Annotated in this window: 21 protein-coding genes; 4 read left to right on the plus strand and 17 right to left on the minus strand. The window is 61.6% G+C overall.

Annotated elements, in window-relative coordinates:
• Positions 1-13: 13 nt before the first annotated feature.
• The 7 genes from DFR46_RS13570 to DFR46_RS13600 form a co-directional block, all read right to left on the minus strand.
• Complete coding sequence (locus DFR46_RS13570; RefSeq protein WP_116236926.1) at positions 14-1,360, minus strand: S41 family peptidase; 1,347 nt, start codon at positions 1,358-1,360, stop codon at positions 14-16.
• A 74-nt stretch (positions 1,361-1,434) separates the two neighbouring features.
• Positions 1,435-2,634: a murein hydrolase activator EnvC family protein gene (locus DFR46_RS13575; protein WP_116236927.1), complete on the minus strand. Its 1,200-nt coding sequence runs from the start codon at positions 2,632-2,634 to the stop codon at positions 1,435-1,437.
• Positions 2,635-2,638: 4 nt separating this feature from the next.
• Positions 2,639-3,067: a 23S rRNA (pseudouridine(1915)-N(3))-methyltransferase RlmH gene (locus DFR46_RS13580; protein WP_116236928.1), complete on the minus strand. Its 429-nt coding sequence runs from the start codon at positions 3,065-3,067 to the stop codon at positions 2,639-2,641.
• Entirely contained in the window at positions 3,064-3,471 is a 408-nt protein-coding gene (gene rsfS / locus DFR46_RS13585; RefSeq protein WP_116236929.1) for a ribosome silencing factor, read from the minus strand. Before rsfS ends, DFR46_RS13580 begins: the two co-directional genes overlap by 4 nt.
• Positions 3,472-3,480: 9 nt before the next feature.
• Positions 3,481-4,113, minus strand: a complete 633-nt coding sequence (locus DFR46_RS13590) for a nicotinate-nucleotide adenylyltransferase (RefSeq protein WP_116236930.1) — start codon at positions 4,111-4,113, stop codon at positions 3,481-3,483.
• Entirely contained in the window at positions 4,110-4,562 is a 453-nt protein-coding gene (locus DFR46_RS13595) for a hypothetical protein (RefSeq protein ID WP_245953862.1), read from the minus strand. Before DFR46_RS13595 ends, DFR46_RS13590 begins: the two co-directional genes overlap by 4 nt.
• Positions 4,559-5,830 carry a glutamate-5-semialdehyde dehydrogenase gene (locus tag DFR46_RS13600; protein WP_116236932.1) on the minus strand — a complete coding sequence of 424 codons (1,272 nt, stop codon included), beginning with the start codon at positions 5,828-5,830 and terminating at the stop codon, positions 4,559-4,561. Before DFR46_RS13600 ends, DFR46_RS13595 begins: the two co-directional genes overlap by 4 nt.
• Here DFR46_RS13600 and DFR46_RS13605 point away from each other — a divergent pair.
• Positions 5,811-7,034: a DUF3667 domain-containing protein gene (locus tag DFR46_RS13605; protein ID WP_245953863.1), complete on the plus strand. Its 1,224-nt coding sequence runs from the start codon at positions 5,811-5,813 to the stop codon at positions 7,032-7,034. The two genes, DFR46_RS13600 and DFR46_RS13605, sit on opposite strands and share 20 nt — an antisense overlap.
• A gap of 62 nt (positions 7,035-7,096) precedes the next feature.
• Here DFR46_RS13605 and ftsH read toward each other — a convergent pair whose 3' ends face one another.
• The 5 genes from ftsH to ptsP all read right to left on the minus strand — a co-directional run bounded on the left by ftsH (position 7,097) and on the right by ptsP (position 14,338).
• A complete protein-coding gene (ftsH, locus tag DFR46_RS13610; protein WP_116237363.1) occupies positions 7,097-9,052 on the minus strand; it encodes an ATP-dependent zinc metalloprotease FtsH in 1,956 nt (651 codons plus the stop codon).
• Between the two features lie 92 nt (positions 9,053-9,144).
• Complete coding sequence (tilS, locus tag DFR46_RS13615; protein ID WP_116236933.1) at positions 9,145-10,098, minus strand: tRNA lysidine(34) synthetase TilS; 954 nt, start codon at positions 10,096-10,098, stop codon at positions 9,145-9,147.
• Between the two features lie 39 nt (positions 10,099-10,137).
• On the minus strand, positions 10,138-11,052 hold the full coding sequence (locus DFR46_RS13620) for a tol-pal system YbgF family protein (RefSeq protein ID WP_147297695.1): 915 nt from the start codon (positions 11,050-11,052) through the stop codon (positions 10,138-10,140).
• 80 nt (positions 11,053-11,132) lie between these two features.
• Entirely contained in the window at positions 11,133-11,957 is an 825-nt protein-coding gene (locus DFR46_RS13625; protein WP_116236935.1) for a helix-turn-helix domain-containing protein, read from the minus strand.
• A 104-nt stretch (positions 11,958-12,061) separates the two neighbouring features.
• Positions 12,062-14,338, minus strand: a complete 2,277-nt coding sequence (gene ptsP / locus DFR46_RS13630; protein ID WP_116236936.1) for a phosphoenolpyruvate--protein phosphotransferase — start codon at positions 14,336-14,338, stop codon at positions 12,062-12,064.
• A 298-nt stretch (positions 14,339-14,636) separates the two neighbouring features.
• Between ptsP and DFR46_RS13635 the strand changes: the two genes are divergently transcribed.
• Complete coding sequence (locus DFR46_RS13635) at positions 14,637-15,179, plus strand: DsrE family protein (RefSeq protein WP_116236937.1); 543 nt, start codon at positions 14,637-14,639, stop codon at positions 15,177-15,179.
• A 265-nt stretch (positions 15,180-15,444) separates the two neighbouring features.
• Here the strand turns inward: DFR46_RS13635 and DFR46_RS13645 are convergent, their stop codons facing one another.
• Together DFR46_RS13645 and DFR46_RS13650 are read right to left on the minus strand one after the other, a co-directional pair.
• Positions 15,445-16,461 carry an NAD(P)H-dependent flavin oxidoreductase gene (locus tag DFR46_RS13645; RefSeq protein WP_245953864.1) on the minus strand — a complete coding sequence of 339 codons (1,017 nt, stop codon included), beginning with the start codon at positions 16,459-16,461 and terminating at the stop codon, positions 15,445-15,447.
• A gap of 205 nt (positions 16,462-16,666) precedes the next feature.
• Positions 16,667-17,911, minus strand: coding sequence for an aspartate kinase (locus DFR46_RS13650; protein ID WP_116236939.1), 1,245 nt, complete (start codon positions 17,909-17,911; stop codon positions 16,667-16,669).
• A 78-nt stretch (positions 17,912-17,989) separates the two neighbouring features.
• Here DFR46_RS13650 and ubiG point away from each other — a divergent pair, with 78 nt between their 5' ends.
• On the plus strand, positions 17,990-18,754 hold the full coding sequence (gene ubiG, locus DFR46_RS13655; RefSeq protein WP_116236940.1) for a bifunctional 2-polyprenyl-6-hydroxyphenol methylase/3-demethylubiquinol 3-O-methyltransferase UbiG: 765 nt from the start codon (positions 17,990-17,992) through the stop codon (positions 18,752-18,754).
• On the opposite strand, the gene DFR46_RS13660 is transcribed toward ubiG, so the two are convergent.
• The 3 genes from DFR46_RS13660 to DFR46_RS13670 form a co-directional block, all read right to left on the minus strand.
• A complete protein-coding gene (locus DFR46_RS13660) occupies positions 18,751-19,422 on the minus strand; it encodes a glutathione S-transferase family protein (protein WP_116236941.1) in 672 nt (223 codons plus the stop codon). The genes ubiG and DFR46_RS13660 overlap by 4 nt on opposite strands.
• Positions 19,423-19,490: 68 nt before the next feature.
• A complete protein-coding gene (locus DFR46_RS13665; RefSeq protein WP_116236942.1) occupies positions 19,491-19,874 on the minus strand; it encodes a hypothetical protein in 384 nt (127 codons plus the stop codon).
• A gap of 169 nt (positions 19,875-20,043) precedes the next feature.
• Positions 20,044-20,382 (minus strand): VOC family protein, encoded by a 339-nt coding sequence (locus tag DFR46_RS13670; protein ID WP_116236943.1) that lies wholly within the window; start codon positions 20,380-20,382, stop codon positions 20,044-20,046.
• 154 nt (positions 20,383-20,536) lie between these two features.
• Here DFR46_RS13670 and DFR46_RS13675 point away from each other — a divergent pair, with 154 nt between their 5' ends.
• Positions 20,537-21,784 carry a pyridoxal phosphate-dependent decarboxylase family protein gene (locus DFR46_RS13675; protein WP_116236944.1) on the plus strand — a complete coding sequence of 416 codons (1,248 nt, stop codon included), beginning with the start codon at positions 20,537-20,539 and terminating at the stop codon, positions 21,782-21,784.
• Positions 21,785-21,796 lie beyond the last annotated feature (12 nt).

A 21,796-nucleotide genomic window follows, 5' to 3' on the forward strand; every position in this document is an offset into this window, starting at 1 on the left:
CAGATTATCCTATCTACCGGTTGCGTGTGCGGTTGGCCGTCGGCGCGGCGGCAACCGCGCGGCGTTCCCGTGAAAGGCGTGCAATCGTTTCCACAGCATAATGCATCTGGAAATCCGTGATGCCCTGTTCCGCCAATTCCTCGGTGGTGGCCGAGAAACGCGGATCGTCCCGAACATCTTCTTCGATCACGTCATCCTGCACTGCCGTCTCGTTGACCAGATGGCGTCTGAGATCGGCTTCACGAAAGCGCGGCGCATCCCGCCAGTTCGGGTTAGTAAGCTGTGGCACATCGAGATCGGGTTCGATCCCGCCTTCCTGCACCGAATTGCCGGCAGGTGTGTAATAGCGCGCGGTGGTCAGGCGCAGGGCGGTGGTTTCCGAAAGCGGCAGGATCGTCTGGACCGATCCCTTACCGAATGTCCGTTCGCCGATGATCAGGCCGCGGCGATGGTCCTGCAACGCACCGGCGACGATCTCGGAGGCCGAGGCGGTGCCAGCATCGACGAGCACAACGATCGGAAGGCCGTTGGTGTCGTCTCCCGAACGCGCATAATAGCGATCGATATCGTCGGCCCGGCGTCCGCGCTGGGATACGATCTCACCGCGTTCGAGGAATACGTCGGAAACCGCGATCGCCTGATCGAGCAGGCCGCCCGGATTGGACCTGAGATCGATCACATAGCCGGTTGGCGGTGCGCCAAGCGACTGGTTGATGGCTGCAATCGCGGCCTGCACTTCCTCACCGGTGTTGCGGTTGAACGTGTTGATATTGATGATGCCGACCCGGTCCTGCACTTCCCACTCAACAGCATGGAGTTCGATGACTTCGCGGGTCAGGGTGAATTCGAGCGGTTCGTCGGCGCCCGGGCGCACAACGGTCAGGTCGATGGATGTGCCCGGCGCGCCGCGCATTTCTTCGACCGCTTCGTCCAGCGTACCGCCGAAAATCAATTCGCCGTCGAGATGGGTGATATAGTCGCCAGCCTGGATTCCGGCCCGGTCGGCGGGCGTGTCTTCGAACGGTGCGATGACTTTTACCGCGCCGTCTTCCAGCGTCACGGTCAGCCCGAGGCCGCCATATTCGCCCTGGCTCTGCGTCGTCAGGCGTTCAAAGCCCGTTTCGTCGAGAAAAGAGCTGTGCGGATCGAGGCTCGAGAGCATCCCGCCGATGGCGCCGCGCATCAGGTCTTCATCGCTGATTTCATCGACATATTCGGCGCGAACACGCTCGAAAACATCCATGAACTGGTCGAGCTCGCGATAGGTGTCGACATCGACGGCCGCGAGAGAGGCGGTAAAGGCCGGGATTAGCGCCAGGGTGCTGACGGCACCAATCGCACTGATAATAGGTCTTGCCATGGCTTTAACTCTCTAAACTGGTGCCCGCATGATAGCGGTTTTCGGGTCTTCGGCAAAGCTTATGCTGATCTGCCTTAACCGCGGCTTACGAGAGAGGAAATATCGACCGGCTCGCCGCCGCGGCGCAGTTCAACGGTGACGGTCGGCCGGTCGCCGCCGGTTCTTCCGATCGGCGCGCCTTGCTGCACAAGCTGGCCCACCTGTACGCTGACCGAAGCAAGATCGGTGATCAGCGTCGTCCAGCCGCCGCTATGGTCGATAATCACAATCTGGCCGAAGCCGCGAAAATCGCCAGCATAGCTGACCCGACCAGCGGTTGGCGCAATCACCTGTGCGCCCGGCTGGGTGGCGATTGTCAGGCCGCGGGACCGGATGCCCGCCTCGGACACTTCGCCAAGGCCCTCCACCACTTCGCCCATCACCGGAAGGCGATAGGGCGGCCGCCGGTTGCTGGCGTTGCGGGCCGTTCGTTGCGTCGGCGCGCTGGCCTCTCCCGGCTGGGCTGGGCGCAATCTTGGCCCGGGAAGCGTGATCAGATCCTCGCGAATCTCCGCCTGCCGGTCGAGTTCGGACATGAGCGTGCGAATATCGCGGGCATCCTCGCCCAGCGCCATGACGCGATCACCCTCGAACATTGCCGAGCGCTCCAGCTGCTCGGCCTGTTGCCGCGAACCCCGTTCGAGTGCGGCGAGTTGGACCCGGCGTGCCTCAAGATTTTCCTGTTGTTGTCCGAGCAACGCGACCGCCCGGTCGGCCTGGAGGCGTAGGTTGGAGCCGCGCACAACCTCCGCCCGGAGGCTCGCCGTGCGCTCGCGGACTATCGGCAGCGTTGTCGAAAAGAGGGATCGGATATGGACAAGGTCACTGATGCTGCCCTGGTGAACCAGCGCCAGTGCCGGGGGGCGGCGCGCCATGGTTTGCAGCGCAGCGGTCAACCCGATGATCGTTCCTTGCCGCTCGGCGAGGCGCGCCCGCTGTCCGGCGCGTAACTCTTCGATCAGGCGAATGCGGCTTTGCGCAGCAGTGAGATCTGCCTCGGCGGCCTGCACCTGAGCCGCGGCGGCGGCTTCATCGGCAGCGGCGCGTTCCGCACGGCTCTGGGCATTTTCGGCTTGCCGTTCGAACTGGCTCGCCCGTTGCTGGGCGATGGTGCGCTGGCGCAGCGCTTCTTCCAGCGCTTCGGCTTCACTGCCGCGATCTCCGGGCTGGGCGAGCGCAAACGGGGCCAGAACTGCCGAGAACAAAGCGATCAGGGCGAGAAGGCGCACTATCATCCGGCTATCCTTCGCGATGATAGGGGTGATTGGCAAGGATCGAGCTTGCCCTCCAAAGCTGTTCCGCGAGCATTGCCCGTGCCATCAGGTGCGGCCAGGTTGCCTTGCCGAAGGCGATGGACAGGTCCGCGCTGGCTCGTTCTTCTGCTGTCAGGCCGTCGGCGGCGCCTATCAGGAAGCGAATTTCGCGAATGCCCTGATCCTGCCAGTCACCAATCTGCCGCGCAAACTGGACCGATCCCAGCTGTTTTCCGGTTTCATCCAGCGTCACGATCCTGCTTGCTGCAGACAGGGGAGGGACTTTGCCTCCGTTCTCCGGCAGTTCCGTCAGGCGGACGGGCCATCCGATACGCTGGACATAGCGGTCGACAAGCTGGGCCTCCGGTCCGCGGCCGATCTTCCCGCGGGCGACAATGTGGAGCGAAAGGCTCAGCTATCGTCCTCGACAGGGGTTTCTTCGCTTTCTTCCTGCTCGCCAAAGCCCCACATGCGCTCCAGATTGTAGAAGCTACGGACTTCAGGGCGGAACAGATGAACGATCACATCGCCGGCATCGAGCAGTACCCAGTCGGCCGTGGGCAGGCCCTCGATTCGTGTCGGTATACCGAATGCGGATTTCATTGCTTCGGCCAGCTTCTCGGCAATCGCGGCAACATGGCGCGTCGAGCGGCCGCTGGCGATGACCATATAGTCGCCAATCGACGATTTTCCGGCAAGCGGGATCGAGGTCACATCCTGTGCCTGATCGTCCTCAAGGGATTGCAAAATGAGCTGGTGAAGGTCTTCGGCCGTATAGGCTTCGCGGTTCTGGAGCGTCGCAACTGATGAAGCGGGCAAAAGGTTTTCCTATGGGATGCGCCGTCGCGTAACCGGGTCACGCGAAGCTGTGGTTGAGAAGGCAAGATGCCATTGCGGATTGTCACGCCGCAAGCGGGTGGCGGAACGGGGATCGGGTCGAAAGCGCAAATACACGAGCGCTGGCGGTCTCCAATCGGTCCAATTACGCGACTGGCTTGCGGGCCGGACGAAGCGCCGCAGCCAAGCCATGGCCGGAGCGGACAAGGCTTCATCGTCATACCCCGGACGGGCGATTACGGCAATCACTATATGCCGGGCTATGCGCCGCCAGTTTTTCCAGCGGTGGAACTGGGCGAGATTGTCCGATCCCATGATCCAGATAAACCGCCGTTTCGGATAGCGTCGGATCAGCTTTTCCAGCGTTTCCACGGTGTAGCGCGTGCCCAGGTCGCGCTCGATAGCGGTCGGCCGAATCCGTGTACCCCGCGCCATTTTCCGGGCCGATTTCAGCCGCGCCTGCAGCGGCGCCATATCCCTGGCGCCCTCTTTCAGCGGGTTGCCGGGCGAAACCAGCCACCAGATCTCGTCCAGCCCGAGTGCATCGAGCGCGAACAGGCTGATCCCTCGATGTCCGCCATGGGCCGGGTTGAACGAACCGCCAAGGAGACCGGTCGGTTTCAAGACGCGGACTGTTCCGTGCCGGGGGCGAGTAAGGGCCAGCGCAACCATGTGCCGGCGGCATAGGCGACGCCGTAGACAAGAACGATCAGCGAACTCCAGATACCGAACTGTCCGATGGGCGTTGCCGTGAAAAGCAGAATCGGAATCAGGATAAGTCCGCGCAGCAAGTAGATCGCGGAGATTGCGATAAGGCCGGTGCGCAACAGCGGCAGGCGGCGGATCAGCCCGGCACCGGAAAAAGCGTAGGCGGCCCAGATTGCAAGGATCGAGGCTATGAAGATCGTGACGATGGCCGGGTAAGAATCCCCCCGGGCGGCCATTCTCGCCATCTCTTCGCCGGCACCGAAAAACCGGTACCAGTCTGGCCCTCCGATAATCACCGCGAGATGCAGAAGGGCGGCAGCGCCTGATAGCCATCCACCGACGATCAGCAGAAATCTACCACTCACGGCCTTATGTTCCCCTTGCCCCGCGCGATCCATTTATAGGTCGTGAGGCCTTCGAGCGCGACCGGGCCGCGGGCGTGGAGCCGACCGGTCGAAATGCCGATTTCCGCGCCAAGCCCGAATTCACCGCCATCAGCGAACTGGCTGGAGGCGTTGTGCATCACAATGGCGCTGTCGACCGTAGCGAGAAAGCGCGTCGCGGCATCCAGATCCTCGGTCACTATCGCATCCGTATGGCCCGAGCTGTGGGCGGCGATATGAGCCAGCGCCGCATCGAGCCCCTCGACCATAGCGGCCGAGACGATCGGTTCGAGATATTCGGTGTCCCAGTCCTCGGCGGCGACGACGACGACCCGGTTGTCCAGCGCCTGAACCGCCTCATCGCCGCGCACTTCGCAGCCGGCCTCGATCAGGGCCGCGACAAGGGCTGCGGCGTCCGGAAATTGCGCATCGATCAGCAATGTTTCCATTGCGCCGCAGATGCCGGTCCGCCGCATCTTGGCGTTGACCGCGATGGAGCGGGCCATTTCCGGCTCGGCGGCGGCGTGCACATAGGTGTGGCATATGCCGTCGAGATGGGCGAGCACGGGCACCCGGGCCTCATCCTGCACCCGGGCGACGAGCCCTTTGCCGCCGCGTGGTACGATGATGTCGATCAGGCCGCTCGCGCGCAGCATGGCGCCAACGGCTTCGCGGTCGGTGGTCGGCACGAGCTGGATGGCGTCTTCCGGCAGCCCGGCTTTGCGCAGCCCAGTGACCAGACAGCCATGGATCGCCCGGCTGGACTCGATCGCTTCCGAGCCACCGCGCAATATCGCGGCATTGCCAGCCATCAGGCAGAGCGCGCCCGCATCGGCTGTCACATTGGGCCGGCTTTCATAGATGATTCCGATCACGCCCAGCGGTATGCGCACCCGGCTCAGCTCCAGTCCGTTTGGCGGAGTGCTGCTGTCGATCAGCTCGCCGACGGGATCGGGGAGCGAGGCAACCGATTCCAGCGCGCCGGCAATGCCCTCAATCCGCTCCGGATCAAGCTTCAGCCGGTCGAGAAGCGCAGGGCTCAGGCCGTTGGCCGTGCCGCGCGTCATATCATCCTTATTGGCCGAGAGGATCGTATCTCTGGTCTCTCTCAGGGCCTTGGCCGCATGTTGCAAAGCCGCGCTTTTCGCGGCCGTGGAGGCTTGTGAGACAATTGCCGCAGCTGCGCGCGCGCGGGCACCCATATCGGCGATCAGGGCCGTGGGGGTCGGGATGGTGCGATGTTCGTTCATGGCGGCGGGCCATATCATGCCCGGCGCCGGGCGTGAACGACTATCGACGAAACGGTACCGGCGCGGCTATGTGCGGTCGGGGGAGCAAATGATGGACAATGGTATCGAAGGGATCGGGGACGCTATCACCGGCGGGCTGGCAGCGCGGGCGGTTGAACCGGACCATGGCGAAAGCGCTTCGGAGCACAGCGAGACCCATTGCCTGAACTGTTCGACCGAACTGATCGGGACGCATTGTCACTATTGCGGGCAAAAAGCGCATGTTCACCGATCCATCTCGGCAATCGGCCATGATCTGATGCACGGTGTGTTGCATCTGGACGGGAAATTCTGGCGGACATTGCCCCTGCTGATCTGGCAACCGGGCCAGCTGACCCGCCGCTATATCCATGGCGAGCGCGCAAAGTTTGTTTCGCCGCTCGGCATGTTTCTGTTTGGCGTGTTCCTGATGTTCGGGATTCTGACCATCTATGGCGCGTCACTCTCCAATATCGACATTGGCGACCGCCCGGCCGTTGTGGACGTGGACGCGGCTCGCGCGCATATCAATACGCAAATGGCCGAAGTGCAGGCGGAGAGGGAGGCTGTCGATCGCAGAATTGCGATAGCCGGTAGCCAGCCGGGGCAGCGGGCGAGACTCGCGGAACTGGCGCAGGAAGCAGCGGCTCTCGATGAGCGAATCGCGGAGATGGAGTTCGGCCAGGACTCGCTTGAATTGATTGGCGGGCCGGCCGGTGAGGCCAATATCAGCGGTACAAATATTTCGACAGGCTGGGCCAGGCTCGATTATGGCATCCAGAAGATCAACGAAAATCCGGGGCTGGCGCTCTACAAATTGCAGGCCAACTTCTATAAGTTTTCCTGGCTGCTGATCCCGCTTTCCGTGCCCTTTGTCTGGCTGCTGTTCTTTTATACACGACGCTTCAAGATGTACGATCACACCGTGTTCGTCACCTATTCGCTGGCCTTCATGTCGCTCTTCGCGATCATACTGACGGTGCTGGGTTTCGCGGGCATGGGGATACCCTGGATACCGCTCGCGGCGGTCTTCATTCCCTTCATCCATATGTACAAGCAATTGCGCGGAACTTATCAAATTGGGCGAATAAGCGCCTTTTTCAGAACGGTGCTCCTGTCGTTTTTCTGTTTCACTGCGGCGTTTATCTTCTTTGTAATGTTGCTTACCATCGGAGCGCTGGGATAGCAGAGACCGGGCAAAGAAAAGGCCCGCCGAAGCGAGCCTTTTCCGTGTCATGATAATATCGGTTATGCGCCTTCGGGGGCGGCATCTCCGAAGGGCCGTTTGCGCGGCTTGGTCTTGGGGATGCTCGAACCGCCGGGCGGCACTGTCGAGGGTTTGACGGTTTCGCCGTCGGGCCGTTCGAACTTGCCCGTCTCGATCAGCTCGTCAATCTCGTCACCGGAAAGCGTTTCATATTCCAGCAGCGCATTAGCCAGCGCATGGAGCTCATCAGCGTTATCGGTCAGAACCTGCTTGGCACGCGAATAGCTGTTGTCGATTAGCAGGCGAATCTCGCTGTCGATCTTCTTGGCCGTCTCGTCGGACATGTTGACGCTTTTCGACTGGGAATAGCCGAGGAAAGTCTCGCCCTGCGGTTCTTCATATTGCAGCGGCCCCATTTCGTCCGACATGCCCCATTGGGTGACCATGTCGCGGGCGAGCTTCGTTGCATATTGAATATCGCTGGAAGCGCCGCTTGAAACCTTGTCATAGCCGAAGATGATTTCCTCGGCGACGCGGCCGCCCATGCTGACCGCGAGGTTCGCGTGCATCTTGTCCCGGTGATAGCTGTAGTTATCGCGTTCGGGCAGACGCATGACCATGCCAAGCGCGCGGCCACGGGGAATGATCGTGGCTTTGTGAATGGGATCAGATGCCTTTTCGTGGATCGAGACGATCGCATGGCCGGCCTCGTGATAGGCGGTCATCCGCTTCTCGTCTTCGGTCATGACCATGGATTTCCGTTCGGAACCCATCATCACCTTGTCCTTGGCTTCCTCGAACTCGGCCATTGCGACAAGGCGTTTGCCCTTGCGGGCTGCCAGCAGCGCTGCCTCATTGACCAGATTGGCAAGGTCGGCACCGGAAAAGCCGGGCGTACCGCGGGCAATCGTCCGGGATTTCACATCCGGTGCCAGCGGCAGTTTCTTCATATGGACATCGAGAATCTTCTCGCGGCCGTCAATATCGGGACGCGGCACGACGACCTGGCGGTCGAAACGACCCGGGCGCAGCAATGCAGGGTCAAGCACATCGGGCCGGTTGGTGGCGGCGATGATGATGATGCCTTCATTCGCTTCGAAGCCGTCCATCTCGACGAGCAGCTGGTTGAGCGTCTGTTCGCGCTCATCATTGCCATTGCCAAGGCCCGCGCCGCGATGGCGGCCGACGGCATCGATCTCGTCGATGAAGACGATGCAGGGGGCATTCTTCTTGGCCTGTTCGAACATGTCGCGGACGCGGCTTGCGCCGACACCGACGAACATTTCGACAAAATCGGAGCCGGAGATCGTGAAGAAGGGCACTTCCGCTTCCCCGGCAATCGCGCGGGCGAGCAGGGTTTTACCGGTGCCGGGAGAACCGACAAGCAGGGCGCCCTTGGGAATCTGTCCGCCAAGGCGGGAGAATTTGCCCGGGTCTTTGAGGAACTCGACGATTTCCTGAAGCTCTTCGCGGGCCTCATCGATACCGGCGACATCTTCAAACGTCACCTTGCCCTGTTTCTCGGTCAGCAATTTGGCCTTGGACTTGCCAAAGCCCATCGCGCCGCCGCCAGCATTTTTCTGCATCTGGCGGATGATCAGGAAAGCAATGCCGAAGATCAGGATGAAGGGCAGAAGGTTGAGCAGCACATAGGTCCAGATACTGGCCTGTTCGGCGGGGCGGCCGCTGATTGCGATACCAGCGTCGCGCATCTCGTCCATCGGCACAGCCACGCGCGGCGGCATATCGGTACGGAAGGTGGACTGGTCGGTCAGTGTGCCACTGATATAGCCTTCGTTGATCTCGACCTGTTGAACCTCGTTCTGCTCGATGCGATCGAGAAAATCCGAGTAGGCGAGCGTGTTGTCCGTCGCTTCGGCACCGCTGTCGAACATGGTGACGAACAGGATGAGCGCGACCAGAATGCCAGCCCAGATGAAGAGGCTCTTCATCCACGGGCTGGTGCCGCCGTCTTGGGGTTCTTTGTCGTCATTCATCGCGTGTAGGCCCTTCTGTTCCGACCAAAATAGGATTTTGTGGTCAAAAGACAATTGGCTGGTACGGATGACCGCCCGATGGCTGAACCATTTCAGCCCGTTTTCCTGGGCGGAGCCTTTGAAAACCGCCAATTATCGGAACTTTCAGCGACACAGAGAATTTTGCCGATCATTCCCTTTTGTCCTTCGGAAAGCGTTTCGATAAGCCGGTCGAGCGCCGGTCCGCGTGCTGCATGGCCGGGGTCGACGGCATCGAGACAGGCGATAACCAGCCTTCGGAGCAGTTCGGCGGGATAGTCCGTGCGTGTCAGTATCACCCCATCCCCGATCGGCTGAATATGGTTTTCGGCCTCCCGCGCGCTTGCCCATCGCAATGCATCGCCCGCTTCCCGCGTCGCGCGGATGCTGCGTTCCAGGCGTTCGGGGTCGAAGTCGGGGAAGCCGGACAGGGTTTTGCGCAGTCGGACCCGGTCAAAGGCGTCGTCCACATTGCTGGGGTCCGCAACCGCCTCCAGGCCGCGGCTTTCAATATGTGCGACAAGGTCGACCTTGCGAAACCGGAGCAGGGGACGGATGATCTTGCCGTTGACCGGGCGGATGGCCGACAATCCGTCGATGCCGCTGCCGCGCATCAGTCGCATCAATACCGTTTCGAGCTGGTCGTCGGCATGGTGCGCCGTCGCAATCCAGCGCAGATGTTCGCGCGTCGCCCAATCCTCCAGCAACGCATAGCGGGCCGCCCGTGCCGCCGACTGAAGATTTCCGGAAATCGGTTGTGGGGGCGTCCGGATGGTGTGCGGTACTTCCAGCTGCGCGCAGATCGCCGCAACATGGTCCGCTTCATCGCTCGCTTCGGGGCGCAGGCCATGATCGACGGTGATCGCCGCGACTGCCCCCGGATAGACGACTGCAGCGAGAGCCAGAAGGGCCAGACTGTCGGGACCGCCGGATACCGCCAACCCCATCCGCGCCTTCTCCGTCGGCGGCGCGGCGGTCAGGCGCTCGGTCTCGGTCCTGAACCGTTCCGGTAGGGTTTGCTGCGGCATGGATCGACTCTAGCCGCCCCTATGCCGAAAGCGAAACCATTAGCTGCAGTTTGCCGCATCCCGTGCGCCCGGAACCTGCTCGCGGATCGTGCTGCGCAGATTTTCGCCATAAACGTCTTCGAGTTCATCGAAGGCAAGGCAGGCGCGATCATTATAGTTGAGTTGGGTCAGCGCGACGCCAAGGAAGAACAGGCTGTCAGCAGCCCGTTCACCATTAGGCAGTTCCTGGTAATTGCGGACGAAAATCTCGGTCGCGTTGGCCGGTTTGTCATCGTCGAGATAGGCACGGCCGAGCAGATTGCGTGCATAGCTTTCGAACCGGTGACCGGGATAAGTCTCGACCGTTTGCAGCAGCTGGGCTCGGGCTGCCGCGTAATCGCCGTCGCGCCACAGGCGGTATCCGCGAACATAAGCCGCTTCGCCGGCATCATCGGGCAGTGGCGCTTCGTCGCTCTGCGCCGGGGTCGCTGTTGCCGCGGGGGGCTCTGTCTGGCCGCTGTTTTCAGGATCGGCGCTTGCAGGGCCGCTGTCTTCGGCGGGTGCATCTTGCCCGGCGTCGACATCCGCAGAGCCAGTCGTCAATCCAGTCTCGGTGCCGGAGTCAGGCGCGTCCTGCCCTTGCAAGGCCTCGACCATCGTGCGGAGCTGGCGCAGCTCGAAATTATTCTCCTCAACCTGGCCCGTCAGCGTAGCCAGCTGGCGTTCAAGCGCATTCACCCGGTCGGTCAGGTCGGTAATCGGCGCTGAGGCGGGGTTCCCGGCCTGTGAAGCGGCTGTGCCGGCCTGGATTTCCGGTTCGAAGAAATCGGCATCGCCGCCAGGAAACACCTGGCGCTGGAGCGCACGAATTTCTCGCTCGACCCGGTCGATCCGGCGGTCCATCTCGGCGCCCTGTGACAGCGCTGGGGTGGCTGCGGTCGAAACCAGCAGTGCGGCAATAAGCATAGGACGCATGGCGTTTTCCCTCCCTTGACCCGTAACGGGACATATATCGCCCGCCGGTCCTGTCGCCAACATGAAGCGGGCGCAGACTGTTAGTTGGCTAACGGGGTTTCCGTCGCTGTCGGGCGAGGGCGCGCAAGGTCCGCTGGCAAAAGGCTGACATCGCTGATCACCGTTTGTGCAGGGCCGATCGGATCGACCGCCCGGCCGGCTACGGTTATCCGCAACGCATCGGCGCGGCCCGTTCGAATGGCGGGCTGAACGGCGTTTGCCGGGACTTCATATGTGTCGCCGGCCTGCAGCTCATTCTCGTAGATCCGGTCGCCGCTCTCCAGTTCATAGATACGCAGCCAAACTGTGTCGGTCGCTTCGATCCTGACAGTGCCTTCGGCTGGCGGCGGCGGAGATGATGCGGCGGTTTGAGACGTGCCGGTATCACGGCTCGCGCTGGCGGCGGGCGCGTCGGTCCCTGCTGCCATCCTGGCGCGGTCGTCGCCGTCGAGGCCGAACATGCCGCTCCGCCACAAGGCGTAACCGATGACCAGCAGGAGGGCGATGCCGGCGGCAATCCATGCGAGGCTGCGCGGCGGCACGCGGGCCGGGTCGGTCGGTTCGAAATAGTCTCCGGCGGCCTGGCCGGCGGAGCGAAAATCAATCTCCTCACGGAACGCCGCAGCCATCTCCGGCGCATTGAGCCCCACGGCGAGGGAATAGGCCTTCACAAAACCTATACTGTAGGTTGGTGCGGGCAGTTTTTCATATTCGCTGTTTTCGATATTGTGCAGTTGGCGCAGAGGTATTCGTGTCGATTTCGCAATATCTTCCAGCGAAATGCCCTGGCTTTCGCGAGCATCGCGAAGTTTGCTTCCGACTAGAGATTCGAACAATGCGGCGTCGTCGCCACTTTCTTCTGACATCTGCGCTCCCTGTAGACGCTGCACATCTGCAAATGCGTCACCAACGGCTTTCGCAAGCTGCCGCCATTTCTGTCAAGGACTTCCGCCAAGCGATTCGTCGAAAATCAGGCGATTGCGACCGACCGTTGCTCCGCCCAGTCGAGAAGAGTCTGGCGCATGTCGGGGGGCGGTTCGGCGAGCCACTCGTCCATCCTGCCGCGCAGCTGTTCGGCGTCGAGCGAGCGTATCATCGCTTTTATCGAACCCACCGCCGCAGGGGTGATCGAGAGCTGCTCCACGCCAAGGCCGATAAGCGCCATTGCTTCGATGGGCCTGCCGCCCATCTCTCCGCAGATTGTGGTCGGTACGCCGGCTGCGGTTGTTTCGCGCACGATCCGGCGAATGAAACGGAGGATAGCAGGGCTGAGCCAGTCATAGCGGTCGGCGATGCGCGGATCGGCGCGATCGGCGGCGAACAGAAACTGCGTCAGGTCGTTGGTGCCGATCGAAAGAAAGTCGAGCCGCGGCAAAAGCTGATCCAGAATCTCTGCAAGCGCGGGCACTTCGAGCATGCAGCCATAGCGAATGTCGTGCGGCAGCATGTGATGGCGGTCTTCAAGCCAGACCCGCTGCGCTTCGAACAGGGCGCGGGCTTCGTCGAACTCCCAGGGTTCGGACACCATCGGGAACATCACATTCAGGGTCTTGCCGGCCGCCGCCTCGATAAGCGCGCGCGCCTGCACCTTCATCAGGCCCTCGCGGTCGAGCGACAGGCGCAGCGCGCGCCAGCCCATGGCCGGATTTTCTTCCTTGCTGGTTTCGGTACGCAAATAGGGGACGGCCTTGTCGCCGCCGATGTCGAGCGTACGGAAGATAACCGGTTTGTCGCCAGATGCGTCAAGCACGTCCGTGTAGAGTTTCTGCTGTGCGTCGCGGCGGGGCAGGGTGGCGGATACGAGGAACTGGAACTCGGTCCGGAACAGGCCGATGCCATCCGCGCCGGCCAGGTTGACGGCGGCGACATCCTCGCGAAGCCCCGCATTGACCATGACCTTGAGCCGCTTGCCGCATTGCGTTTCCGGCGCCGCATCGCGCTGCGCCTCGAACTCGGCGCGTTTCTCTTTTAATCGCGCCTGTTTGGCCTCGAACACCTCGATCATGGTGCCGGAAGGCCGGACATAAACCGAGCCATCCTCCACATCGAGGAGCAGCTCATCATTTTCATGGATCAGCCGCCGGATATTGGCGACCCGGCCCAGCACCGGCACACCCATGGCGCGGGCCACGATGGTTACATGCGCGGTCAGCGAACCTTCTTCCAGGACGACGCCCTTGAGCCGCCGCCGATCATATTCGAGCAGCTCGGCCGGGCCCAGATTGCGGGCAATCAGGATGGAATCATTGCGCAGCCCGAGCTGCGCCGCCGTGCCCAGTTGGCCGGACACGATGCGGATCAGGCGGTTGGCGAGATCTTCCAGGTCGTGCATCCGCTCGGCGAGCAAGGGATCGTCAATTTCATGCATCCGCGCCCGGGTGCGTTGCTGGACGCGCTCAATCGCCGCCTCTGCGGTCAGGCCGGAATCGATCGCGGAATTGATCCGGCGGCTCCAGCCCTCGTCATAGGCGAACATCTTGTATGTCTCGAGCACATCTTTGTGCTCGCCGCCCGCGCCGAATTCGGCCTGGTTGGAGAGCGTGTCGATCTGTTCGCGCATCTTGCCGAATGCCGCATAGACGCGCGCCCGTTCGGCCTCGACATCGTCGGCGACGGTGTGTTCGATATTGACGCGCGGTTGGTGAAACACGGCAACGCCGGATGCCATGCCGACAACCAGTTTCTGGCCGGTCAGATGCATGGCCTCGGTCTGGCGGGCAATTTCGTCATCGGTGGCGCTGTCGTCGATCAGCTCGGCATTGGCGATCAGCTCAGCCAGCACCATGGCCACGGTCTGCAACGCTTCGATCTCAACATCGCGATAGGGCCGCGGATCGGCATGCTGGACGGAAAGCACGCCCACCGTGCGTTCACGGTGGATGATCGGGATGCCGGCAAAGCTGTGATAGGTTTCCTCGCCGGTTTCGGGCTTATAGGCAAAATCGGGATGCGATGTCGCTTCGTCGAGGTTGAGGATACGGCCGGTTTTCGCGATCACCCCGACCAGCCCCTCGCCCAGCGCCAGCTTGGTGACGTGCACGGCATCCTGGTTCAGGCCGAGCGTTGCATAAAGCTCCAGCACGCCCTCACGCAGCAGGTAGATCGAGCAGACTTCGCTCGACAGCGCCTCGCCGATAATCTCGACGACCCGGTTCAGCTTGGCCTGCGCATGGGTGCGCGAAGCCATCACATCGTGCAACCCGGTCAGAATTTCGCGGGAGGAGGCTGTCGCTTCGGAAAAACTCATGCGCGACCGATTAGCAGAGCATCAGGATGGGCGCCATTGCGGAAACGCTAAGCATCGCAAAAGATTGGCTTTGGTCGAGAAGTAACGGTGCCCGGCCTGTTGAGGCATCTATCCACCACAAGGCCGTTTGGGCTGAGCCTGTCGAAACCCCGTCCTTTTCTTCCGAACCGGCGGAAGAGGGGAAGGACGACCCTTCGACACGCTCAGGGTAAACGGAATAGAGGGAAATCTCGCACTGTTCCTATCCCGAGACAGGCGGTAGGATGAACCGGACACCGCACTTTGACAGGATGCCCCGATGCTCAAACCCGCCCTTGCCCTGATCGGCCTCAGCCTTGCCGCCACGCCGCTCGCGGCCCAGTACGCCGCCTTTCATTCCGGCCCGGTCTACACCCAATTCGGCCGGATCGCCGATGTGACGACGACGATGGCGATTCCGGCCGATGCCGAATTCGCCGTGGTTTTCGACACATCGACGCAGGCCGAGCCCGGTGAGATCAACCGTACGATCGACAGCGCCGCGCGCTTCATCAACATGCATGTCGCGGCGGGCGTGCCGCCGGAAAATATCCGCATCGCGGTCGTCGTCCACGGCCAGGCTGCGTTCGATATGACCAATGCGGAAAGATACGGCGCCCATTATGACGGCGCGGAAAACGTCAATGTGGCGGCGGTCGAAGCGCTGGTTGCGAACAATGTCCAGATCATCGTCTGCGGTCAGACGGCAGCCTATTATGAGATCGATGTCGAATATCTACTGCCCGGCGTCGATATGGCGCTGTCAGCGATGACGGCGCACGCGCTGTTGCAGCAGGATGGGTTTACGGTGAATCCTTTTTGAGGCGGCGCTTATCTGTCGACAAGCTCAGGGTGAGCGCGGAGAGGCTTGGATCGGACCAAATATTGAATGCTGGCGATACAAATGCACCATCCAGAGCAGATTGGTGAACCAAAGGAGCGCGAAGAACGACCATATGATCCGGTCGTGTTGGTCAAAGATCGATAAGCCAACCCATATACATAAGAAGAAGATGCAGCTCAGAACAACGAAGATTATCACAGAACGTGGCATTCTCTTCTGAGTCATCGTTGATTCCGCTCTCTCGTTAACCCCTATTCTTCTCCAGCGCCTTCACCGCTTCATCCATCAACGTCGCGATGATATCGGCGACGGGCTCCTCAGCCTTCACCATGCCGACGCTCTGACCAGCCATGAGCGAGCCATTTTCGACATCGCCCTCGATCACGGCGCGGCGCAACGCTCCAGCCCAGAAATGTTCGATCTGGAGCTGCGCTTCGCCCATCTCGATTTCGCCCGCGTCAAGCCGCTTCGCGACTTCGATCTGTTTGGCGGCGAATTCTTGCGTGCCTTTATTCTTGAGCGCGCGGACGGGGATGACGGGGAGGCGGTCGTCGATCTGGGTGGAGACGATCGCATCGCGGGCGGGCGCTCGGATAAAGGCCTTTTTGAAATTCTCATGCGCGATGCATTCGCTGGCGCAGACGAAGCGTGTGCCGAGTTGAACGCCGACTGCGCCGACTTCCAGCCAGGCGGCAATTGCGTGGCCGCGTCCGATGCCGCCCGCGATAAAGATCGGCAGTTCGTCGCGCAGCTCGGGCAGGATTTCCTGTGCGAGGACGGATGTGCTGACCGGGCCGATATGGCCGCCCGCTTCCATGCCTTCGATCACCAGCGCGTCGACGCCGCTGCGGGCCAGCTTTTTTGCAAGCGCGAAAGCCGGGGCGAAGCAGATGAGTTTTGCGCCGAATTCCTTGATCTTCGGAATTGCCCAGCCCGGCGGCAGTCCGCCGGCGAGCACAACATGGCTGACCTCATGTTTGGCGCAGACTTCAATCAGCTCTTCCAGCTGCGGGTGCATGGTGATCAGGTTGACGCCGAACGGCTTGTCGGTGCGCTTGGCAGTCTCGGCGATTTCCTCGTCGAGCATATGCGGCTCCATCGCGCCGCACGCGATCACGCCGAAGCCGCCGGCGTTGGAGATGGCGGAAACGAGATTGCGCTCCGAGATCCAGCTCATCGCGCCGCCCAGGATAGCATATTCGGTGCCAAGAAATTCGCAGCCGCGCGCCATCATGCGCTTGATATCGTTTTCGGTGGTCATGGGGTTGTTCCTTGTTCAGACTTTCGGCTTCGCCTCAGGCGCGGCACCGGCCCGCTCCCCCACCCGGCCTCCCATTCAGGATACACTCGTGGGAGGCCGGGTGGGGGAGCGGGCCGGTGCCGCGCTCGACCGCGAGGTCGAGTCTGACAGACGGATCCCGGTGCCGCGCTCGACCGAAAGGCCGAGTCTGACGAAAATACTCCCATCACGCCGCGTCATCCTCTGCGTCCAGTCCATAGGCGGTGTGGAGTACGCGCACCGCGAGTTCGGTATAATCCTCCTCGATCAGTACGCTGACTTTGATCTCGCTTGTTGTGATCGCCATGATGTTGATGCCGCGATCCGCCAGTGTCTGGAACATCGTGGCGGCAACGCCTGCATGGCTGCGCATGCCGACGCCGACGACCGAGACTTTGCAGACATTGGTATCGTGCGCGATCTCGCGATAGCCGATCTCGTCTTTGGCCTTGGCCAGCACGTCCAGCGATTTGGCGAGATCGTCCGAAGGGACGGTGAAAGTGACGTCCGTATTGCCGGTTTCCCGGGCGAAGTTCTGCACGATCATGTCGACATTGACATTCGCTTCGGCCAGCGGCGTGAAAATTGCCGATACGGAGCCGGGCTTGTCCGCCACCGATGTCAGCGTGACCTTGGCCTCATTCTTGTCATATGCGATGCCGGTTATCAGCTGTTTTTCCATCTCGCTGTCCTCAATATCCTGTTCGTCGACGATCATGGTGCCGGGTTTGTCCTCGAAGGAGGACAGAACCTGGAGCGGCACCTGACATTTCATTGCCAGCCCGACCGAGCGGGTCTGGAGCACTTTTGCACCGACGCTCGCCAGCTCCAGCATCTCTTCATAGGTGATCTTTGCGAGTTTGCGGGCGCGCGGCACGATACGCGGATCGGTCGTGTAGACGCCGTCCACATCGGTATAAATGTCGCAGCGATCGGCCTTCATCGCGGCCGCAATGGCGACCGCCGAAGTGTCGGAACCGCCGCGGCCGAGCGTGGCGACCCGGCCTTCCTCCGTCATGCCCTGGAAGCCGGGAATGACCGCGACATTGCCGCCTTCTATCGCTTTGCAGAGAATGTCGGCATCGATATCGTCGATCCGGGCAGAGGCATGGGCTTCGGATGTGCGGATCGGTAGCTGCCAGCCCATCCAGCTGCGCGCCTGCACGCCCATGGATTGCAGCATGATCGCGAGCAACCCGGACGAGACCTGCTCGCCGGACGCCACAACCACATCATATTCGCGCGGATCATAGAGCGAAGAGGCTTCGCGGCAGAACTGGACGAGCCGGTCCGTTTCGCCCGCCATCGCGGACACGATCACGGCGACGTCATTGCCCTTGTCGACTTCGCCTTTAACGCGTTCGGCCACGGCCCGGATACGATCGATCCCACCCATGGACGTGCCGCCGAATTTCATCACAATGCGGGCCATTGATCTCTAGCAAACCCCCGAAAAAATGCGCTTTGCCCCATGGAACGGGGCGGGCGATCCTGTTAGGCAGGAGAGGTTATGAACGCAAGTGCAGCAACACCCCCCCCCACCACCGATTCTCAGGCCCATTCGGTTGATCCGAAAGAAGCCGAACATTTCGGCAAGCTCGCCGCCGAATGGTGGGACCCCAAGGGCTCGTCCGCGATGCTCCACCGGCTCAACCCGCCGCGTCTCGGCTATATCCGCAAGGCTGCGGATCGGCATTGGGATCTGGATGCGGCCGACCGACGCCCGCTGACTGGCAAAAGTGCGCTCGATATCGGGTGCGGGGCGGGGCTGCTCGCCGAGCCGCTGGCCCGGCTGGGCGCCACCGTTACCGGTATCGACGCGGCGGAAGAGAATATCGCCGCCGCGCGGGCGCATGCCGCGCAATCCGGCCTCGCCATCGATTATCGCATTGGCGGGGTCGAGGCAGCAGAAGGCACCCATGATCTCGTCACCTGCATGGAAGTCGTCGAGCATGTGACCGATCCCGCGGCATTCGTCTGCGGGTTGGCCGGGGCACTGAAGCCCGATGGCCTGCTCATCATGTCGACGCCTAACCGCACGGGTCTGTCGAAGCTGGCAATGATCACGGTGGGCGAGGGCGCTGGCCTCATCCCCAAAGGCACGCATGACTGGGACAAGTTCTTGACGCCGGAAGAGCTGACCGGGCTACTCGAAGCGGCCGGAATGCGGGTGACGGATGTGTCGGGCCTGAGCTTCTCGCCCGCACGCGGGTTTGAGATTTCGGACCGGAAAGCGCTCAATTACCTGCTGACGGCGGTGCGGGCTCCAGCCTAGAAATCCACTTTGTCATAATGGGCGGGCGGCGAGATCACTTCCATGCGCTCGTTGAGGAGCGGCCGGAAGCTGGGCCGTGATTTGAGGCCGGCATACCAGGCCTTGGCCTGGGAATGGCTCGACCAGTTGAAGCCGCCCAGATAGTCCGCCACCGAAATCTGTGCCGCCGCGGCAAGGTCGGCAAGGCTCAGCGTCGCGCCCGCGATCCAGCGGCGATGATCGAGCAGATAATCGATATAGTCGAGATGGGAATCGGCCGCTTTCATCGCCTCGCGCAGAGCCGTTCCGTCCGGCGCCTCGCGGTGGACCAGCCGCTTGAACATGCGCTCATGCATGAGCGGCGCGACCACATCGACATAGAAATTCTCGTCGAACCAGGCGACCAGCCGCCGGATTTCGGCGCGGTTGGGGGCAGGGCCGGTAATCATCCGCGCCGTATCGACCGTCTCTTCGAAATATTCGCAGATCGCGCGGCTGTCGATCAACGTGCTGCCCTTGTCCTTGTCCACCATGACAGGTGTCTTGCCGGCGGGGTTTATGTCGAGAAATTCGTCGCGCCGCTCCCAGGGGGATTCCCGCACCAGATCGTAACCGACGCCCTTTTCCCCAAGCAGCAGGCGGACCTTGCGGCTGAACGGACAAAGAGGAAATTGGAAGAGTTCCCACATGGTTGCGGTTGTAGCGCAGTGGCCGTTTCCGTCCAGCGGTTATTCCGCGCGCATCGTCCGGGGCCGGCTTAGTCGGAGACGGAGCGGCTAAGATTTTCGGCCCAGCTCTCGAGCGCGGGGAGCATGGCTTCAACCTCGCTCAGCATCGTGCCAACAAGCGCGGTCGCCATTCGCGCCTTGCCGCGCAGTTCCTCTTCCGCCCCGGGATTGTCGCGAACCATCACGTCGCGCAGCGTATCGGATTCGCGGATATCGCCCTCGATTTCGACATCGGGCATGGCGCGGGCCAGTCGTCCGATGGGCAGGTCGAGCAACGCGCCCATGAAGCGGTCGATCGCGAGCACGGTTTCGTCCTGGGCGGCATAGGGATCGTCGTCCCAGATATCGTCATCCTGGGCGAGGGCAGGCGTGGCGAGCAAAAGGGCGGTTGCAACAGCAAGAGTGTATTTCATAACCGGTTGGCCTCGCTAATCTTCCGTTGGTGCCGAGCTTGTCGAAACCCTGTCCTTTTCCTGTCGACCATAGGAAGAAGAACAACCCTTCGACAAGATCAGGGTAAACGGTGTTTTTCAGTCGGCCACTCTTATCGCAAACCAAATGAGCGATGGCTGAACAGCCGGATCAGCCCTGTTCCTCATATTGATAGACGAGCAGCTCGTTGCCGCCCGGATCGCGGAAATGGAAGCGCCGCCCACCCGGAAAATCATAGATTTCCTTCACGATCGTTCCGCCGGCATTGCGCACGGCCTGTTCGGCGGCGGCGATATCCCTGGTCTGGAAGCCGGGAAGCGGCGGGGGTGTTTCGCCGAAAGCGGCCAGGCCGAGCTCGAAACTCTCCGTATTCGCACCCGCATATTCCGGGCCGTAATCGGTGAATTCGATCCCGAAGGCGGAAGTGTAGAAGCCCTTGGTTGCGGCCATGTCGGCAGTGGCGAGCTCGAGATAATTGGGCAGGTCCATAGCGTATCTCCTTATTGTTCTCTTTATGTTCTTTGAAATGTCGTGGCAATAGCGAGTGAGGATGGCGCGACACCGATACCCGGCTCCGACATTGTCTGTCTGCCTAATAACCGCCACAGTAATCGTTGTTCGAGACGTTACGGAGAGAGACATCATGCAATTGCCGGCAACGGGGCGACCATGGGATGAAGTGAAGAAGGATCTGCTCGATCGCGGCGGCAACGATGCCAAATGGCGGGACGGCAAGACGGCCGTCTATGTGTTCAATGCCGGGGAAGATATCGCGGCGGTGCAGAAGGAAGCCTATACCGCCTATATGTCGGAAAACGGGCTTGGCCCGGCCGCCTTTCCGTCGCTCGCGCAGATGGAAAAGGATGTTATCTCCATGGCGCTGGGCGTGCTGCATGGGCCGGAGGGGGGGACGGGCGCGATGACGTCCGGCGGCACCGATTCCATCACCATGGCGATCAAGGCGGCGCGCGATTATGCGCGCGCCGGTGGCAGGGCGCTGGAAAAGGGCAATATCGTCGTACCGCAATCGGCCCATCTGGCCTTCGACAAGGCCTGCCATCTGATGGATATCGAGCTGCGCCGCATCGCCCTGAAAACCGACGACACATTCGAAGCCGATGTCGAGGCCATGGAGTCGGCATGCGACGCCGAGACCATCATGATGGTGGGGTCGGCGCCCAATTTCCCGCACGGGATTGTCGATCCGATCGCGGCATTGGGAGAGGCGGCACAACGCAAGGGCGTGTGGCTCCATGTGGATGCCTGTGTCGGCGGCTATTTCGCACCCTTTGCCCGGATGAATGGCGTTCCGGTTCCGGCTTTCGATTTCGAGGTGCCCGCGGTCAAATCGATGAGCGCCGACCTGCACAAATATGGCTATGCGGCCAAGGGCGCCTCGACCGTCCTGTTTCGCACAGAAGAGCTCTACAAGCATATGCCGTTCGACTTTTCCTGCTGGTCGGGCGCGCCGATGACGACACCCACGCTTGCCGGCACACGGCCCGGCGGCGCGATCGCCGCGGCCTGGTCGGTCATGAATTATCTCGGCGTGGACGGCTATTGCCGCCTCCAGGGAGAGGTGTGCGCGACGCGGGAAAGGGTGGAAGAGGGTGTAAAAGCGCTCGGCTTCGAAATTCTCGGCAATCCGATTCTCGGGCTGATCGCCTTTAGCCATCCCGAGCATCATGCCCTGGCGCTTTATGGCGCAATGTACCGCCGGGGATGGTTCACATCGGTAACGATCGAGCCGCCAAGCCTGCACCTGATGCTGTCACCCAGGCATGCGGATTTCATCGACGCCTATCTCGAAGACCTGGCCGCCTGTGCAAGCGCCGTCGCTGCGGGCGAGGACGGCAAAGGCGCCGAAAAGGTCGAAGCCCGATACAGTTGAGAATGCGGCAGC

Source organism: Parasphingopyxis lamellibrachiae (genome assembly GCF_003385775.1).
GTDB lineage: Bacteria > Pseudomonadota > Alphaproteobacteria > Sphingomonadales > Sphingomonadaceae > Parasphingopyxis > Parasphingopyxis lamellibrachiae.